This window comes from Niastella yeongjuensis (assembly GCF_900110245.1).
Taxonomy (GTDB): Bacteria; Bacteroidota; Bacteroidia; order Chitinophagales; family Chitinophagaceae; genus Niastella; species Niastella yeongjuensis.
This window is the reverse complement of record NZ_FOCZ01000006.1, coordinates 63,004-81,180: the sequence shown is the minus strand read 5'-3', so window position 1 is coordinate 81,180 and position 18,177 is coordinate 63,004. Positions and strand designations below refer to the sequence as shown.

Genomic DNA, 18,177 nt, shown 5'->3' with positions numbered 1-18,177 from the left:
AAATTTTATTTAACGGGTAAAGCTTTTGCAAAATCGGGTAATGAATTAAATGCCAGGTCAATAGCAGGGTGGGGTATTGCCTGATCGGGGTGGGTGGTCTTTACAAATACGGTATGAATGCCACCGTTCCGGCCAAATTCCATATCGCTCATATTGTTCCCCACTATCAATGATTTTTGCAGGTCAATGGCCGGAAAATCCTTTTTAGCCTGGTAAATCATTCCGGGATTGGGCTTGCGATTGGGGTCATATGGGTCATTGGCTACACAGTAATAAATGTGATCTATGCGGCCGCCTGTGCCCACTATATCGCGGGTCATTTGGGTATGAATATCCTGCAGCGCAGCTTCAGTCATCAGTCCACGGCCAACGCCACGCTGGTTGGTGGTCAATATTACCAGGCCAAACAATGCTGACAATGCCTTTATTGCATCCTGTACGCCTTCATAAAAAATAAACTCATCGTAGGTATACACATAATCCTGGTACTTCTCAATATTTATTACACCATCACGATCGAGAAATAAAGTCCAGGATCTGTCAATCTTTTTAAGGTCTAACATTACGTTGGGTTATTACTTACCGGAATTTACCAGTTCGCGGTTTGCTTTTTCAAAATCTTCGGGTATGCCGATGTCAATAAAGTATTCGTCCTGTACAACGCCATACATGGGTCGTACCTTGTATAATTTTTCCAGGTAATCTTTTTCAAAAGAAAAGATCTCAGGTAAGCCTTCTTTCAAAAACGGTTCTACCTGTAATGCATAAATACCGCCATTGATCAATCCGCTTTCATAAAACTGCTTTTCCTTAAAGCTTTTTATGGCACCATTGTCGGCCATTTCAACCACTCCATAGCGATCGAAATGCTGCATTGGCTTTAAGGCTAAAGTACAATGGGCTTTCCGTTGCTCATGAATGGCAGTGAGGGCCGGTAATTGAATGGAGAACAGCGTATCTCCATTCAGGATCAGCACATTTTTTTCTGAAGCCTGCCGGCAGGCCAGTTGAATGGCGCCACCGGTACCCAGGGGATCTTTTTCAATTACATATTGTTTATGTAAAGCGGGGTATTCGGCTTCCAGGTAATCCTGTATCACTTCATGTTTATAGCCCAGGGAAAAGATGAATTTTTCAACACCCTGGTTCCGGAAATAACCGATAACATGCGCCAGGAAAGGCTTGCCGGCTACGGGTGCCATACATTTCGGCAGATCGGGAACCGCGCCGCGCAGGCGTGTGCCCAATCCACCGGCGAGAATGATACATTCTTTGATCATATTGCTTTATTTTCCGAAATACTGTTCTTCCACCAGCTGACAAATAATATGACCCAGCATAATATGACTTTCCTGAATGCGAGGGGTATCTGTTGAGGGAACATTCACCAGGTAATCACTAAGCGGTTTCATTTTTCCGCCTGTTTCACCGGTAAAGCCTGCAGTTATAATGCCTTTTTCGCGGGCAGCTTCAAACGCTTTTAAAATATTTCCTGAGTTACCGGAGGTTGATAAACCTACCAGTACATCGCCTTTTAAACCGATCCCTTTTATTAAACGGGCATATACAACATCGAAGCTGTAGTCGTTGGCCACCGCTGTTAAATACGAAGTGTTGCAATGCAATGCTTCTGCAGGCAATGCCTCCCGATCCGTATAAAAGCGGCCAGAGAACTCGGCAGCCAGGTGTTGCGCATCGGCAGCACTACCTCCATTTCCACAGAAATATATGCGATTACCATTGCGCAGGGCACTGGTAATGATGTTTGCCAGCTCATCGATAGTACCCAGCAAAACCGGGTCCTTCAAAATACTTTCTTTGGTACTGATAGATGCTTTTATAATGTCCGCAATCTTATTATTCATAGGTTCTTATTTTTTATATTAGGATTTAGATGGTCCAACTGGTTAACCCATGGTCAACAAACTGATAATTCCTTACAAACCCACCAAATTCGTTCAATTTCTCAATTACGCTGTACTTGGTATTGGCAGGGCAATAGAAAGTCATAAAACCACCACCGCCGGCGCCGGAGATCTTACCACCGGTAGCGCCCGCTTTTTTAGCGGCTTCATAAATTTCATCCATCAGCGTATTGGAAATCCCTTCAGCCATTTGCTTTTTTTGCTGGAACCCAAAGTCAAGAATCTCGCCAATTTCATGCAAACGGCCTTTTAACAGGGCTTCTTTCATTAATTGCGCCTGGCGTTTGAGCTGGTGCATGGCATCTATGGGTTTTTCTTTTTTCGATACCACGTTCTGGCTTTGCTTTTCAATGATCTTTGCCGATTCGCGACTGGTAGCCGTATAATACAACACCAGGTTGTTTTCCAGTTCGAACAAATACTGCTGTTTAATACGCAATGGGTTTACCACCACATTGTCTCCATAAAACTCCATATAGTTCACACCGCCAAAAGTAGCAGCATACTGGTCTTGTTTACCACCTGCCATTTTCAGGTCGTTGCGCTCAATTTCATAAGCAAGATGGGCTATATCGTATTCACCCAGCGGCAACCGCAGCATTTCTGCAAATGCGCCCACAATGGCTACCACCAGGGTAGAGGAGGTACCTAAACCCGAACCTGCGGGTGCATCTACAAATGTAGACAGTCTAAACCCGGTTTCGGGCATGCCGAATTGTTGTTGAATGCGGTTGTATACGCCTTTTAACAGATCGAGTTTGCCATCGATGGGCAGTTCGGTACACCAGTCATATTCCTGCACTTCATGCCTGTCAAGGGCCTGCAGCTGGATCTTTTTCTCCGAAACAGGCTCAATATTGGCGTAAGCATTCAACGACACCGTAGCATTGAGGATGGCCCCGCCATACAGGTCACTGTAGGGGCTAACATCGGTGCCGCCACCTGCCAAACCAATCCGTAAGGGTGCTTTGCTTCTATAGATCATTTAATAGGATGTTAAAATCAGATTAGCAATCAGGCTAATTTTCATATTTCCAGGATAGTCTTAACTAGATTATGCCAGGAATATTTCTCCTTTTCGCTGCGAAGATGCGGTATAAAATGCTGTTCTCCAAGTTCAAAATAGCGGGTAATAGCGGCCGCCAGCGAGGCTGGTTCGGGTTCGCATACCAGTCCAACCCGCTCATGTGGCACCTGAATGGGAAGGTTGCCTACATTGGTAACCACCATGGGCTTTTCGAAATGATAGGCCAGGGGCGTAACTCCACTCTGGGTGGCATTGCGATAAGGTTGTATCACCGCATCTGCCGCACAGAAGTAATATTTCACTTCACTGTCCGGAATGAAATCGGTACGCAGGATCAGGCTGTCTTTAATGCCTAAACGTTCTATTTGTTCCCGGTACTCTTTTTCACCTTCATAAAATTCACCGGCTACCAATAATTTTACAGGTTGTTCTTTTAGCAGGTTCATGGCCTCGAACAAAATATCAAGTCCTTTGTACTTTCTGATAAAGCCAAAAAACAGCATGATTCGCTCATTGGGATCCAGCCCCAGTTTTTTCCGGGCTTCTTCTTTGGAGATCGGTTCTCCAAAATTATCGTATAACGGATGTGTTACCTGTTGGGCTGGTTTTGTTTTTTCAAACGTGCGCAGATCATTCATTACTTTTTCACTCATGGTGATAAAAGCATCGCAGCTTTTTAGAAAATACCGCGTAAAAGGGGTATCGAAAGGTCTTTTTTCGTGGGGAATTACATTATCGGCAATGGCGACAATGCGGGTATGTTTATTCTTTTTTACTCTTCGTAATATGGAACCCAATGCCGGACCCATAAAGGGGATCCAGAACCGGACCACTATAACATCGGGCCGGATCCTTTGTAAGGCATTGCCTACCTGCACCCAGTTTAAAGGATGAACAGAATTGATCACCGGATATATATCAAGGTCCGTTGGTGCAGGGTCTGTTGAATACTGCGTGGTGCCGGGAAATAAGAAAGAAGGGTATTGCAGCGAAAATGAATAGATGCAACACGTATGGCCTTCATCAATAAATTGTTTACATAGCCGCTGGTTAAAGGTGGCTAACCCGCCCCGCAGCGGATGCCCGGGTCCAATAATAACAATCGTTTTGTGAGCCATATTACTCCACCCCCAATTTCTTCTCTATCAAATAATGGTTACGGCCAGCCGAATTGCGGGCAATCAGCTCGCCTAAAAATCCGGCAATGAATAACAGCGTACCAATTACCATCAATGTTAATGATATATAAAACACCGGCCGGTTGGTTAGTGCATATTCCGGTTCAATGATCTTGGAGGCAATCAGATATACGATCATCAGCAAACCTGATAACAATACAGCTGAACCGAACAGACCAAAGAAGTGCATGGGTCTTTTGCCGTATTTGCCTACAAATGTTATGGAAGCCAGGTCAAGAAAGCCGTTTACAAACCGTTCCCAGCCAAATTTGGTGGTGCCGTATTTGCGTTTGCGGTGCTCCACTACTTTTTCGCCGATCTTATTAAAGCCGGCCCATTTTGCCAGCACCGGTATATAGCGATGCATTTCGCCATACACTTCAATGCTTTTTATAACTTTATGCCTATAGGCTTTTAACCCGCAATTAAAATCGTGCAACTGGATCTTCGACATCCGCCGGGTAGCCCAGTTAAAGAATTTACTTGGAATATTTTTGGTGATGGTATTGTCGAAGCGTTTCTTCTTCCAGCCGCTAACCAGGTCAAATTTGTCTTCAACGATCATTTTGTACAATCCGGGTATTTCATCGGGACTGTCCTGCATATCGGCATCCATGGTGATCACCACTTTACCCATAGCTGCTTTAAACCCTTCGTTCAACGCGGCAGACTTGCCATAATTACGCTGAAACCGGATCCCTTTTATATGAGGATTTTTTACACGTAGTTGTTCTATTACCTCCCAGGAGGTATCGGTACTGCCATCGTCGATCATAATAATTTCATAGGTGAAATTATTGGCAGTAACTACCCGCTCAATCCACGCACACAATTCCGGCAGGGATTCTTCTTCATTCAATAAAGGAACTACAATGGATATATCCATAGTCTATTGGTTAAAAGAATTTTCAAACATAGGTCGTTTCTTTTTCATAATGGCGGAAACGATCAATGCCAGCACAAAATGCAGGATACACCTGATGGCAAAGGTCAACGCCTGTATTTTGAACGAGTGTTGATCAACAGTTCCAATTTTTTCTACCAGGTCATCAATTTTTTCCTGCGACATCTGTCCCTTCAAACTCCGCTCCATTTCTTCAGAAGTAGCCTGCATCAATGCCTGATTAAAAGCCACGTCAATGTAGTTAAATAAAATATATTCAAAAACCATTGACAGGGCAAGGCCTATTACCATGGCTTTGAAAATAGTCTTCAATGCTTCGGAAAACTCCAGGTAACCGCCCTGAATTTTCTTCTGTTGCCAGGCGGTTAGCACGGCAAAAGCAATGGGAACGATAATACCTAAACGGGCAACCGGGCTCATAAAGGTTTTAACCCCGCCTAAATATAAAAAAACCGTGAAGGCAATACTTGCAGCGCCATATAGCAAACCATATAGCAAGCTCGCACTTTTGCCCGAGGGTTCAGTTGACATAAAATGATGGTATTAATTTAGTAATAAGGTCTCTTTGTTGATGATGCCTTTCACTGCTCCCTGCAAAGCTCTGTTTATAAAGGCTGAATTTTTCGACATCGACCGGAAAGATGCCGTGGTAAAAGTTACCGGCACCCCAGGGTCAAACAGCGTAAAGCAGGCTGTTGCGTCTTTTTTAACAACCGGGCATTCCAGGCCAAAGATCTTCCTGGGATTAATACTCACCAACTCAACCCACCGGCTTTCGGTGATACCGGGCAATGCCGTTTTAACGGCGCTGTACGATGTTTCCAAACCGGTCATGCCATATTTGGCGTATTCAAATTCCAGCACCTTGCTGTCGTATTCATGTGGCAGGTGGTGCGTAGCTATGCAGTCGACGGTGCCATCGAGCACAGCCTGGCGCAGGATCTCCACATCACTTTTCGTACGCAGGGGAGGATACACTTTTAGATTGGTATCGTATTCCAGTAAATCTTCATCACTGAAAAAGAGGTGGTAAGGCGTAACCGAGCAGGTTACCGCCAGTCCCGCGTCTTTGGCGCGGCGAATGTATTCGAGCGATTTGGGCGCGGTTACCCCGGTGAAATGCAGTTTTGAATCGGCATAACGCACCAGTTTTATATCGCGGGCCACCTGTAGTTCCTCAGCCATCATGGGTTTGCCGGGTAAACCTAACCGGGTTGAAACAATCCCTTCATGCATAAGACCGTTGGCGCCTATACTTTTATCGTCGGGTATTTGTATTACAGTACCGTCGAAGGCTTTTACGTATTGCAACGCTTTCAGCAGTAAACCGGCAGACTGGATCGGGTTCAGGCCATCGCTGAAAGCAACGGCGCCACTACTGCGCATATCGTACATTTCGGCCAGGTCTTTTCCTTCGGCGCCTTTTGATATCGCGCCAATGGGGTGAACCGTAACCGGCAGCGATCTCGACTTCTGGCTGATGTATTCTGCCTGCGTTTTGCTGTCGACCACCGGTTTGGTATTGGGAATTACGAAAACATCGGTGTAACCGCCTGCCGCAGCAGCACGGGCACCCGTTTCCAGTGTTTCCTTAAATTCATAACCGGGATCGGCAAAATGGGCAAACACATCTACCCAGCCTGGCGATAAATGCAACTGGTTGCCTGTGATCACTTTATCTGCTTCCACTGAAATAGCAGGTTGAATATCCCTGATAACTCCTGATTCAATAAGGATATCCTGCTTGGTACCGTTAAATGGGGATGATGGGTCAGTAATTGTAACCTGTTGAATTAGAATCTTCATTCTCAAAAAGTTGAGCGAAGATAAGGATTTCTGTTTTAAGTTCTTAGTTGTTAGTTCTCAGTTCCTTAGTTCCCGCCATTTGTTCTCTGCTTCGCCCGCCGGAGCCTTGGCGTAGGCAGGCCCTTCCTAGCTCACCACATGTACCGGTTTGTTATTTAAATACCCGGCCACATTAGCCACCGTAGTAGCCATTACCCGCTCACGGGCTTCCTTGCTGATCCAGGCAATATGTGGGGTGAGGATACAGTTTTTGGCTGAAAGCAGGGGATTTCCGGCCGAAGGCGGCTCAACCGACAATACATCCAGGGCGGCCCCGGCAATACGGCCCTCATTCAGGGCATCGGCCAGGTGTTGTTCATTGATCAGCTGTCCACGGGATGTATTAATTATACAGGCACCGGGTTTCATTACCTTGAGTAGATCATTATTTACAAAACCCATATTATCCGGTTTCAGGGGACAGTGCAATGACACATAATCAGCCTTGGCAAATAATTCAGGCAGGGGTGCCCATTCGGCAAATGCATTTTCCTTTTTGGAAGGGGTATAATAAAGCAGCTCCATTCCCAACGCCTGGGCAATGCGCGCGGTTTGCTGACCGATGTTTCCCCAGCCAACAATACCCATCGTTTTGCCCGCCAGTTCGGTTAGGGGTGCCACCGTGTAACTAAAATCAGCCGACTTTGCCCAGTCACCGGCTGCCACCGAAGCGGCATGTTTGCCCACCTGATTGGTAAGCTCCAACAACAAAGCAATGGTGTGTTGCGCTACGGAGGCTGTACCATACGCTGGTACATTACTAACCACAATGCCTTTTTTTGCAGCAGCCACCACATCGATAATATTATAACCAGTAGCCGTAACGCCGATCATTTTTAATTGCGGCAATTGCGCCAGCGTAGCTTCACTAAAAGGTACTTTATTGGTAAGAACGACCTGGGCATCGCGACAATGGTCAACGATCTCCTCCGGTTTTGTTCTGTCATATACCTTTAACTCGCCCAATGCTTCTATCTGTTTCCAGCTTAAATCGCCAGGGTTCAATGTATAGCCGTCTGTTACTACAATCTTTATCATGTGTCTTTTGCTGATGTAAGTTTGAACGGCAAAGTAAAAACAAAAACCGCAATTAGTGCGCAAGGCAATTGGTACGAAGTATGAGTACTTCTTAATTTGATCTATCTTCGCTCTATTATAACTAACATTCACATTACCAATTACAATGGCAGATTATATTATAAATGTTGCTCAGATAGAAGAATACCAGATGTTGAACGACAGACAGTCGCTGGATGCCATTTTTCGCAAAGCGCAAAGCGCGGTAGTAGGCGGTGAAGTAGTGGCGCTGGTAAGACAAAACACCAATGGAACCGCTTACCGGTTTGAAGAAATTTCAACCCTGGAAGATTTGAATGCCTATAAAAAGAACGTTTATAAGTATGTGAAAGAAGATTAAATAAGCTTATTGATACCTGAACCTCCCCCAGCCGTGGGGGGCTGAAAGTCGGGAAACAAAATGGATTTTATTTCTAACGATTCAATGCAAAACATATGAAAGTACTGGTCACCGGCAGTGCAGGACATTTGGGCGAGGCACTTGTGCGCACATTTCGGGAGATGAACCATGAGGTAGTTGGCATCGATATACTCCCTACACCATACACCACCCATACCGGAACTATAACCGATCGTACATTTGTACAACAATGTATGCAGGGTGTACAACAGGTGTTCCATACCGCCACGCTGCACAAACCACATGTTGTAACACACAGTCCCCAACAATTTATAGATACCAATATTACCGGCACGCTTAATTTGTTACAGGAAGCCGTAGCGGCAGGGGTGGAGGCCTTTATTTTTACCAGTACCACCAGTGTTTTTGGCGATGCCCTGGTACCACCGGTAGGGGCACCCGCAGCCTGGATAACAGAAGAGGTTATGCCAGTGCCGAAAAACATTTACGGCGTCACCAAAGCAGCGGCAGAAAACCTGTGTCAGTTGTACTTCCGTAATGCCGGATTGCCCTGTTTGGTATTGCGCACTTCCCGCTTCTTTCCCGAGGAAGATGACAATCGGAAAATGCGGTCCATTTACCCCGACACCAACCTTAAAGCAAATGAATTCCTGTATCGCCGGGTAGAAATTGAAGATGTGGTGAGCGCCCACCTGGCCGCAGCCGGACGTGCACGCACAATTGGTTTTGGTTCTTATATCATCAGCGCTACCACGCCGTTTGTGCAATCCGATCTGTGGGACCTGCGGGTACAGGCCAATGATGTTGTAAAACGACTGGTACCGGAATATATTCCTGTTTACGAACAACGCGGCTGGAAAATGTTCCCCGCAATTGACCGGGTATATGTAAATGAAAAAGCCCGTAAGGAACTGGGCTGGCAACCGAAATACGATTTCCGGTATCTGATGCAGCATTTACAAACATCTAATGAACTGCGCAGTTCACTGGCGGTACAGATTGGCGCCAAAGGCTATCATACAGAAAAATTTATTGACGGGCCTTTCCCGGTAACGGAGCAATAATATAGCGGTGCCACGGTTTTGAACCGGGGCACCGCTATATTATTGGTTTTGAACCGTGGCACCGCTCTATTCTAGTGTCTTCCGTAATGATCGTTTCTATCGTTCCGGTCGTTTCGGTCATTCCAGTCATTTCTGTTATCTCTATCGTATTTATCGGTAGTAGTTTTAACCACCACTTTACCAGTACGATTGATATCGATATTGATCAACTGGGCAGGTGAAACATACATAGAACTGTTATAGATCACTGCGGTCTTTTTTCTGAAACCTGCGTTTTCAGTTTTATATATAGTGATGGAGTGATTACCGGTACGAATATTATCCATCACAAAGGTATTGTTCAGGTTATACATCTTCCCATCTATCTTCACCTGCATCATAGAACGATCACTATTTGAGATTGAAATTTTAGCGGTCTTAGGGGCAGGAGCAGCAAAAGTAGTAACACTAAATAATACGGCGATAAAGGTAAAAATCTGTTTCATATACTGTTTCCTCCATTGTTTTGTTTGTATAATAGATGGCTAAGGAGAACAGTTGTTTACTAAAGGAGTGTTAAAGGCCAATTAATAAAAAAAGGGTGAGCCCGCATAACGGACCCACCCGGGGGGAATCGCCCAGAAAATATTTTAGTCAACCAGTTTCGTTACGCTGGGATGTTTTTCCAGTGTGTCGATAGTAGCAGTAGTTTGAATCAATTCTACTATTACCTGTTTACGGGCGGTTGTCCATCTGCGAAGGGTAATATTATAAACACCACCCATCATGCTATACAGGCCGGCATCGGAAGCATCTTTACCATTATTCGGGTGTGCGTCATTAAATGGATAAGCAGTACTGGTAGTATTGCCAAGGGCCTGGAATTGCTGACAAGGGACTATAACAGGCTTATAAGTAACTGAATCTATAGCTACGGAGTTCATAGAGTACCAGTCGTTATTACAGATCCGGTAACCTAAAATGGGCGTTTTCTTCGGATCGTACACGGCGGCGCCTCCACCGGTAGCCATAAACAATACATCTTCGGGCACCGATGCTGCGCTGATAGTAGTTCCTTTAAAGATGGCTACACCACAGGTGTTTCCGCTATTAGCCCAGGGGCCCGATGTACCAAACTCACTTGGATGCGCCAGTCCGCCATCGCCAAGATTGGGCAGGTTAACGGCGCCTGTAACTGCATTGTTACCGCTGGTAAGAAAGTTCTTTTGATACCAGCTTGGCCCCGAGAATGAAGCAGTACCTGCAGAACCATTGATCTTTTTGCCCTGGAAACCAAAATAAAAGAATTGTCCTTTTTTTACGCTGCTCGATGTAATGTTCCATTTAATGGTACGCTGTCCGCCTGTTGCCCAGCCGGCGTCGAGTGGGGTAGCAGAACTGGCAGTACCTGCGTTATTACAGAACACAATACTGTAAGGCGTAACTGCAAAGTCTATATCTTTAGTAGCCAGCATTTGCACATATTCATAACTGCCGTCTCCGCCTTTGGGATCGCTTTGATAACCGGAGATAAGCAGGTCCTGTTCAGAAGACCCCATATCTATGATATCATATGCGTTTCTTGTTTTCAACTCCACAGTACTATCCGGTTTACCAAAAGGAATGCCTACATAAGCCGCCAGCGTATAAGGAGTATCATTGGCATAACTTACGCCCGGATCTGTATTAAGAATAAAGTTCCCGAAACCATCATTGACCACTTTAGCGCCACTGATCGTTTCTCCGGGTTTGGGAATTGGATAGAAACTTGATTTATTAAGGATGCAAAGCGAGCTCTCATAGTCATAATAATTGGTTTGCAGCTGTGCTGAATTTATTGCATTTATACCAACCGTTCCTTTACCCGCATTGGTAATGTCAGCTTCTGTTACGCCCGTAATAGTCAAAATACCATTTTTACGGGTTAAGGTTTTACCGGCAACAACGATCACTACCGAGTCGCCCGGATGGTATTTGGCAGCAGCATCACCCAGGTCTATAGAAATACCGCGCAGCGTTTGCACCCGGCGCATATCCTGCACCACCAGCAAATTTTTGGGTAAATTGCCCGCTGTATGGTCAGATATAACGACTGCATTCAGTTTAATACCACCATACATATTCTCTTTGGTAAGTGTTACATCTTTACCTTTATAAAGCGGGCGAACATCCAGAATAGAGATCACATCGTAAGGCACCCCTCCCGGATAATCTTTGTAGGTATCCTTCTTACAACTGCCTGTTACAACAGCTATGCTGATTATTAATAAAAGCTTTATTGAAAATTTCATCTTGATATTTTTTTATTTGACACAATTAAGGCTGCTGCCACCATACATTAGTAGATATTTCATCGTTCCCTTGTGCTACCACTGCAGCTTTATAGTTTACGGGGTTGGCAGCCTGTATATATACAGGATATACCATACGTGCAGGCATTACGCCTCCGTTCGACAAGCCCTGTCCTTTTGGTAAAACAGGATGTCCTGTGCGCCTGTATTCGTACCATTGTTGCAGATCGGTCAAAAACAGGGCATAGTATTTCTGCAGGTGGATCAATTCCATTTTCCCTTCAACAGTAAGCGATTCATCCCAGTTTTCACTGACATTGGCAAGATTTGAAACGTGCGTCTTAAACTGGCTTGCAGCAGTATCTTCGGGGAAAGCAGCTACCCAATAATTGATGGCAGATGCCATGCCCTGGTACCAGTATTTTTTTGTATCGCCGGCAGTACCAATCCATCCCTTTAACGCCGCTTCCGCCAGTATAAACTTTACTTCAGCAGTTTGCATCATGATGCCGGTTATCTTACTTTGCTGCAGCGACGCGGTACCACCACCTGAGGAAGCATCATAGCTTTGAAAATAACAACCTTTAGTTACCCCATGACCTGTTGCATAACCACTTTCTACACCAACCCATCCGCCGCCGCTGGCCTGGGCAATACCAAAAGCGCCAATACTACCAGTACCATACGGACTGGCTGAAACATAACGAGGGTCACTCCACGAAACCAGATGGTCTAAAAAGAAACTGCAAATAGCCGGACCTTTAAAATCAGACGTACGCACATTGATCACATAAGGATTGGTATAAGGATCGGTAGTACTGGTACCTCCGCTCCAAAGTAACCGGGCGCAGTCTGCATTGGTTTGAAAAATTGGATACTGAGTGGGGTTCTCTACTATCTGTTTTATTTTAGCAATACATTGTTGTTGTACATCTGCTTTACCGGAAATACGCAACAAAAGGCGCAGGTACAATGAATTGGAAAATCTCCTCCATTTATCAACATTTCCCTGGTATACAGGATCGCTGCTTGGCACAATTACATCGCCTTTGGCAAGCAGGGTATTGGCTTCTTCCAACCTGTCAAACATATCCAGGTAAATGTCTTTCTGCCTGTCGAAAGCCGCAACTACATTTTGCTGATCACCTTCCAGCGCATGGAAGTAAGGAATATCGCCATAACCATCCGTCAGGTTCGAAAACAGCCATACTTTGCATACTTTTCCAATACCCTGATAAGTGGCATTGGCAGAGTCTACTTTTGCGTGTTCACCGCCGCGTCCCAGACTGTCTACCTGTTTAAAGTTGGTCAGTTGCCCGTACCAGGCATTCCATAAATAATCCGATACGTTGGCCCTGAAAGCGTATCTGAATATGGTAGCGTCCCCATCACTTTGGGCCACGGTTACCTGCATCAATTCATTGGTAAAGCTCCTGTTCTTGTTCATACCGGGCCACACGGAGTTTACCAGTGCGGGCGCGAGTAACCTGCTTGGAGAAGTGCTGATAATATTGATAGGATCTACGTTCAGGTCCTGAAAACCCTTCTTGCATGAATAGAGTGCTGGCACAGCCATCAAAACCAGACATGCTATAAATAATTGCTTTCTCATCCGTTTAATCTTTTATTGTTGATCATCTCTTTTACACAATAATTAAAACCCGATTGACAACAGGAAACCCATAGTGCGGGTTGAAGGAAACTGTGCTGTTTCAAAACCCGTTACAATATCTGATCCCTGTATAGTACCAAACTCAGGATCGAATATTGGCCAGGGTGTCCAGATGAACAGGTCGCGCCCGTAAACACCAATGCTTGCAGCCGATAATCCTAATTTTTTGAGGAATGGCTGCCTGAGCGAGTAGGTTAAACTGGCTTCGCGGAATTTTATAAAATCCGTACTAAACGTGCTTCCTTCTGCATTGAAGCTACCCATGCTGTGCTGATAGTATTGATCGATATCATAGGCCACCACATCATTTTTACGGTAGCTTCCATCAGGATTTTGTACCACGCCGTTGCCAATAATACCATTGTACCGGCCCGGTATTGTACTTTTCAATTTGCCCTGCTCTGCCATTTTGTAATGGGTAAGCGAGTAAGCCTTGGCACCCTTCTGCGCATCGAACAGCACGTTTAAACTAAAATTCTTATAGCGGAAATTATTACCAAGACTGAATTTGAATTTAGGGATCGTGTTACCGAGCTTAATGATATTTGGTGTGATCAGCGGTACGCCGCTGGCAGCATCATACACCACTTGTCCATCCGGGCTACGCTGGTAACCCAAACCATATAAATCACCCATGCTGCCGCCTACAGCAGCCACAATCTGACCATTGGCTATATTACCTGCCCGCAGCAATACCGAACTATCCGGCATTGACAGGATCTTGTTCTTGTTGAAAGAGAAAGTTGAATAAACGCCCCAGTTAAATCCATTAGCGGTTGCAATGGGTTTGGCATTAACACTTACTTCCAAACCGCCGTTTCGTACAGTTCCCGCATTGATAATTGTATAAGGGTAGCCAGATGAAGCATCCACGGTTCTTGTCAGGATCTGGTTGCTGGTTTTTCCCAAATACCCCGTCACGTCCAAACTTATTCTGCCATTGAAAAACTGAACTTCCGTACCCAACTCAAATGTGGAAGTAAGCAATGGTTTTAAATTGGGGTTGGGCAATATGGTAGGGCTGGCCAATGCACTATCCGGATAAATACCGCCGTTTACCGCAACATGGTAGGTGTAAGCCGTTCTGTACGGTGTAGTACCACCGCTACCTACCTGGGCAAACGAGGCCCTGATCTTGGCATAGTTGATAACAGCAGGGAGTTTGGCTACTTCCGACAGTACAAAACCGGTATTAATAGAAGGATAGAAAAATCCTACATTATCCGTTCTGTCCTTAGTGGCCAGTACACTGTTCCAGTCCTGCCGGCCGGTAATTTCAGCAAACAGATAATTTTTATAACTCAGGTTGATAATGCCGTACATACTATTTATTGCATAACGGCTGGTATCGGGGAAATAAGTAAGCCCATACTCACTATTCTCCATGGTATATATGCCCGGCAGGTGTAAACCATCGTTCCTTACATCAAATTTGTCATATTTATTCTTCAGCTGGCTGCCTCCAAGGGTTACACCCAACTTTATGTCCGGATTGAGATCTCTGACATATTTTGCCATTACGTCGTAACTCTTTTCCTGGCTGTAAATGTTCTGTCTTCTTATAGAACCTCTTGGCAGGCGTGAACCGGCATCAAAAGGCCTGTCCTGCTCACGTTTATCGTTCATCCAGTCAAGGCTGCCGCGCAGCATAACGCTCAGGTCTTTGGTAACCTGGTAGTTCAGGGTTACGTTACCGGTTACGTTGTTTCTTCTTGTTTTGTTCAGGAACTCATTTACGATCGCAAAGGGGTTTTCGGGATAAGAAGAGAAAGGATATCTGATCCTGCGATACATACTATCGCTGCTGTATGCACTGCCCGGAGCACCCATCCAGTAATTTCTCAGCCAGTTATAATCGGCATTGGGCTGCCAGAAAATATACCAGTACATCAAAGACTGGTTTCCATATCCGGCAGCAGGCAGGTTATCACTGTTTCTAAAGCCGTAGTTTATTTTGGTAGAAAGCTTTAATTTTTTGGTGATGTCTGTATTGGTACTCAACCCTATGTTTTTACGTACGAAACCGGTATTGGGCACAATCCAGTGGTCGTTCTCTGTACCAAGGTTAATACGCATTCCGGTTGAACCCAGTCTGCCATCTATACTCACGTTGTTTTTGAGGTCCCGACCTCTGTCCCAAAAATCATCGATATTATCGTAGGCTCTCCATGGAGTGGGGGTTTTCCCTTGTATCTGGGTAACAGGATCATACTGGTAAAACAGTTGTCCATCGAATTTTGGTCCGTATGCAGAACTGGATGAACTATTGGTAGATTTTGAGAAACTATAATCTGTTTGTCCATCCAAACCAAGGCCATATTCATATTGCCGGTCAAGCTTTCTGTTTAACTCTTCTATGTTCCCGTTGCTGGTATAGCGAACGCTGAAATGTCCTTTCTTCTTTTGGGTAGCAGATTTGGTAGTGATAATAACTGCACCGTTAGCCGCACGCTGGCCATACAAGGCAGCTGCAGCAGGTCCTTTCAGTACAGATACACTTTCAATATCCTGGGGGTTAAGATCATTCAGGGTGCTGCCATAGTCAGCCGGCAGGTTGTCGGCATTGGTTTGATACACCGCATCGCTGCTGTTGGAATAACGTTTACCACTACTGTTGTTGATCACCACACCATCCACTACTATCAGGGCTTCATTATCGCCGGTAAGGTTGTTTTCGCCCCGGAGAATGATCTTGCTCGAAGCAGCGGGGCCGGCACCGGAACGGATAAGGTTCAAACCGGCTACTTTACCGGAAAGCGCATCCGTCCAGTTTAAACTGGTGGCTTGCGTAAGCTGCGTACTGTCTACTTTTGTAAGCGCATACCCCAGTGATCTTTCTGATTTTTTGATACCTAATGCTGTCACCACCACATTCTGCATCTGTTGATCATCCTTCTGCAGCACAATATTCAATGTTTGTTGCGCTTCGGCAGCGAATTTCTTTCTCAACGGCAGATAGCCTACAGCCGTGATCTCAACCGATCCGTCTGATATCACCGACAGGGTTTTGGAAAAACGGCCCATGTCATCGGCAATGGCTATCACATTCTTTTGTCCGTCCTGTTTAATAATTACGGTAGCACCGGGAAGGGGAATGCCGCCTTCGGTGATCATACCTTTCAAAACCATGGTAGGCGCCTTTGGGGGTGCATCGCTTTTTTTGATCACCCAGCTGTTGCCACTGGCGGTTGCCACAAAGCCACCCGGTTCCAATACTTTATTCAATAACTCACCCACACTGCCTGCTTCATAGGAAGCGCCGGGCACCTTTACTGCGGTCAGTTCATCAGTTGCATAAGCCAGTTTTACTTTAAATACACGGCCAAATTCTTCAGCAATTGCAGCCAAATTACCGGCAGCATGCCGGTAGTGCATTTGAGCCGTTTGCGCATGCAGGTGGATGAGTCCTGTCATCAGTATTACTGCAAGCGCGGTGAATGTTTTTCTTAGTTTAGCGTAGTCCATAATTTTCTGTTACATTAAAAACAATACAATGCCTGTCCGCCTTTCAGCAGAAAAATAAACCTGTCGGAAACGATAAGGAATGTTTAGTGGATATTTAGACCAGTCAATGTGTTCAGCACCGTTAAGTTATCCTGCAATGAAATCGTTAGGTCCCAGGTAAGCGTTACCTTTTTATTCTTGTCGATAGTGCCGTACATCAGCTTAACCTGGTAATATTTTTCAATGCGATTGATCAATTCTTCCAATCTGATATTTTGTAACCGCATCTGTTGTTGTAACCACCAGTCTGCCGCGCCCGGCTCCGTTATTTCCACCACACCTGTTTTTGCCTGTGAGGTAATAACCTGCTGACCGGCTGTTAACAGTAAATTGCCGCTGGGATTGTTCAATGCCACCTTACCTTCTTTAACGGTCAGTTGCAGATCAACCGAGTCCAGTTTATTAATGGTGAAGGCAGTTCCTACAACAGTGACCATTTGCTGGTTAACCCCAATGGTAAAGGGGTGTTCCGCATCTTTGGCCACACTAAAAAAGGCAGATCCTTTTGCCAGTATGGTGCTGCGTTTTTTGGTAAAATCCGCATATACCTTTACTGTTGAATAGGGGGCCAGCCATACTACCGATCCGTCTTCCAACTGGATCTTTTTTGCGCTGTCGGCGCTGGCCAGTTCCTGCCACGCATTGGCGTTTCCGGTAGCATCGATACCCGGCATTTTGAAAAAGATCGCCATCACTATGGCAGCTGCTGCACTCATTCCAATAAAGAACAATTGCTTTTTCTGGCGACGGCGGTTGTCGATCCGGTCATTGATGCTGTTCAGCAAAATCTGCTTTTTCTGCATGCCCATTTGATCGGGCGATTGCCATGCCTGTTGCCATTGCTCATCCTGATTACTGATATTCTTCTTATTGTGCCTTGATTTACGGGGCATGCAAAAAATAGCTTTTGTTAATAGACGGTTAAAGAAATAAACTGGTACTAGAGGGAAATTAGAAAAAAACGGGAGTTAACAATTTGGTCATATTGTGAGTAGTGAGTAGTGAGTAGTGAGTAGTGAGTGGGCTCCCGACATTCGGGAATTCTGTCCTATCTTGCGCCGCCCGAAATTCTCTGCCTTCTGCCTTCTGCCTTCTGCCTTCTGCCTTCTGCCTTCTGCCTTCTGCCTTCTGCCTTCTGCCTTCTGCCTAAAAGAAGATCTGCACCTGCCGCAACATTTTAACTATCCGTTGTCCGGCGGTGTGCAATTGGTTCTTTACGGTTTGTTCACTCAGCTGCAGTTCTGAAGCGATCTCTTTAACAGAAAGCTGTTCTTCATTTTTCATGGAGTAAATGCGGCGCATTTGTCCGGGAAGTTTGTTGGTAGCGTTTTTCCAGAGGTGATAGACCTG

The 18,177-nt window shown here is 45.3% G+C and carries 17 protein-coding genes; 2 read left to right on the top strand and 15 right to left on the bottom strand.

Annotated features, from left to right (window positions below; translation table 11 throughout):
• Positions 1 to 5: 5 nt before the first annotated feature.
• The 9 genes from BMX95_RS17225 to BMX95_RS17185 form a co-directional block, all read right to left on the bottom strand.
• Positions 6 to 563, bottom strand: a complete 558-nt coding sequence (locus BMX95_RS17225) for a D-glycero-alpha-D-manno-heptose-1,7-bisphosphate 7-phosphatase (RefSeq protein WP_081202795.1) — start codon at positions 561 to 563, stop codon at positions 6 to 8.
• Positions 564 to 575: 12 nt separating this feature from the next.
• Entirely contained in the window at positions 576 to 1,280 is a 705-nt protein-coding gene (locus tag BMX95_RS17220) for a nucleotidyltransferase family protein (protein ID WP_081202796.1), read from the bottom strand.
• A gap of 6 nt (positions 1,281 to 1,286) precedes the next feature.
• The gene (locus tag BMX95_RS17215) at positions 1,287 to 1,865 is read right to left on the bottom strand and encodes a D-sedoheptulose-7-phosphate isomerase (RefSeq protein ID WP_081202797.1); all 579 of its coding nucleotides are present in this window, start codon (positions 1,863 to 1,865) and stop codon (positions 1,287 to 1,289) included.
• Positions 1,866 to 1,890: 25 nt separating this feature from the next.
• The gene (locus BMX95_RS17210) at positions 1,891 to 2,910 is read right to left on the bottom strand and encodes a GHMP family kinase ATP-binding protein (RefSeq protein ID WP_081202798.1); all 1,020 of its coding nucleotides are present in this window, start codon (positions 2,908 to 2,910) and stop codon (positions 1,891 to 1,893) included.
• A gap of 41 nt (positions 2,911 to 2,951) precedes the next feature.
• Entirely contained in the window at positions 2,952 to 4,070 is a 1,119-nt protein-coding gene (locus tag BMX95_RS17205) for a glycosyltransferase (RefSeq protein WP_081202799.1), read from the bottom strand.
• 1 nt (position 4,071) lies between these two features.
• Positions 4,072 to 5,016 carry a glycosyltransferase family 2 protein gene (locus tag BMX95_RS17200; RefSeq protein WP_081202800.1) on the bottom strand — a complete coding sequence of 315 codons (945 nt, stop codon included), beginning with the start codon at positions 5,014 to 5,016 and terminating at the stop codon, positions 4,072 to 4,074.
• A gap of 3 nt (positions 5,017 to 5,019) precedes the next feature.
• The gene (locus BMX95_RS17195) at positions 5,020 to 5,565 is read right to left on the bottom strand and encodes a DUF4199 domain-containing protein (RefSeq protein WP_081202801.1); all 546 of its coding nucleotides are present in this window, start codon (positions 5,563 to 5,565) and stop codon (positions 5,020 to 5,022) included.
• Positions 5,566 to 5,577: 12 nt separating this feature from the next.
• Positions 5,578 to 6,840, bottom strand: a complete 1,263-nt coding sequence (locus BMX95_RS17190) for a dihydroorotase (protein ID WP_081202802.1) — start codon at positions 6,838 to 6,840, stop codon at positions 5,578 to 5,580.
• 126 nt (positions 6,841 to 6,966) lie between these two features.
• Positions 6,967 to 7,917: a D-2-hydroxyacid dehydrogenase gene (locus BMX95_RS17185; protein WP_207631668.1), complete on the bottom strand. Its 951-nt coding sequence runs from the start codon at positions 7,915 to 7,917 to the stop codon at positions 6,967 to 6,969.
• Between the two features lie 145 nt (positions 7,918 to 8,062).
• On the opposite strand from BMX95_RS17185, the gene BMX95_RS17180 reads away from it, so the two are divergent.
• Together BMX95_RS17180 and BMX95_RS17175 are read left to right on the top strand one after the other, a co-directional pair.
• Positions 8,063 to 8,296 carry a hypothetical protein gene (locus tag BMX95_RS17180; protein ID WP_081202803.1) on the top strand — a complete coding sequence of 78 codons (234 nt, stop codon included), beginning with the start codon at positions 8,063 to 8,065 and terminating at the stop codon, positions 8,294 to 8,296.
• A 95-nt stretch (positions 8,297 to 8,391) separates the two neighbouring features.
• Complete coding sequence (locus BMX95_RS17175; RefSeq protein ID WP_081202804.1) at positions 8,392 to 9,381, top strand: NAD-dependent epimerase/dehydratase family protein; 990 nt, start codon at positions 8,392 to 8,394, stop codon at positions 9,379 to 9,381.
• Between the two features lie 71 nt (positions 9,382 to 9,452).
• On the opposite strand, the gene BMX95_RS17170 is transcribed toward BMX95_RS17175, so the two are convergent.
• The 6 genes from BMX95_RS17170 to BMX95_RS35315 form a co-directional block, all read right to left on the bottom strand.
• On the bottom strand, positions 9,453 to 9,866 hold the full coding sequence (locus BMX95_RS17170; protein WP_081202805.1) for a hypothetical protein: 414 nt from the start codon (positions 9,864 to 9,866) through the stop codon (positions 9,453 to 9,455).
• A 144-nt stretch (positions 9,867 to 10,010) separates the two neighbouring features.
• Positions 10,011 to 11,651, bottom strand: a complete 1,641-nt coding sequence (locus BMX95_RS17165) for a DUF5689 domain-containing protein (RefSeq protein ID WP_081202806.1) — start codon at positions 11,649 to 11,651, stop codon at positions 10,011 to 10,013.
• Positions 11,652 to 11,676: 25 nt separating this feature from the next.
• Positions 11,677 to 13,263, bottom strand: a complete 1,587-nt coding sequence (locus tag BMX95_RS17160; RefSeq protein ID WP_081202807.1) for a SusD/RagB family nutrient-binding outer membrane lipoprotein — start codon at positions 13,261 to 13,263, stop codon at positions 11,677 to 11,679.
• A 42-nt stretch (positions 13,264 to 13,305) separates the two neighbouring features.
• Entirely contained in the window at positions 13,306 to 16,788 is a 3,483-nt protein-coding gene (locus BMX95_RS17155; protein WP_242673199.1) for a SusC/RagA family TonB-linked outer membrane protein, read from the bottom strand.
• An 83-nt stretch (positions 16,789 to 16,871) separates the two neighbouring features.
• Positions 16,872 to 17,720, bottom strand: a complete 849-nt coding sequence (locus tag BMX95_RS17150; protein WP_081202808.1) for a FecR family protein — start codon at positions 17,718 to 17,720, stop codon at positions 16,872 to 16,874.
• Between the two features lie 253 nt (positions 17,721 to 17,973).
• Positions 17,974 to 18,177, bottom strand: a 204-nt coding sequence (locus tag BMX95_RS35315; RefSeq protein ID WP_244898114.1) for a sigma factor-like helix-turn-helix DNA-binding protein, incomplete at its 5' end; no start/stop codon positions are given.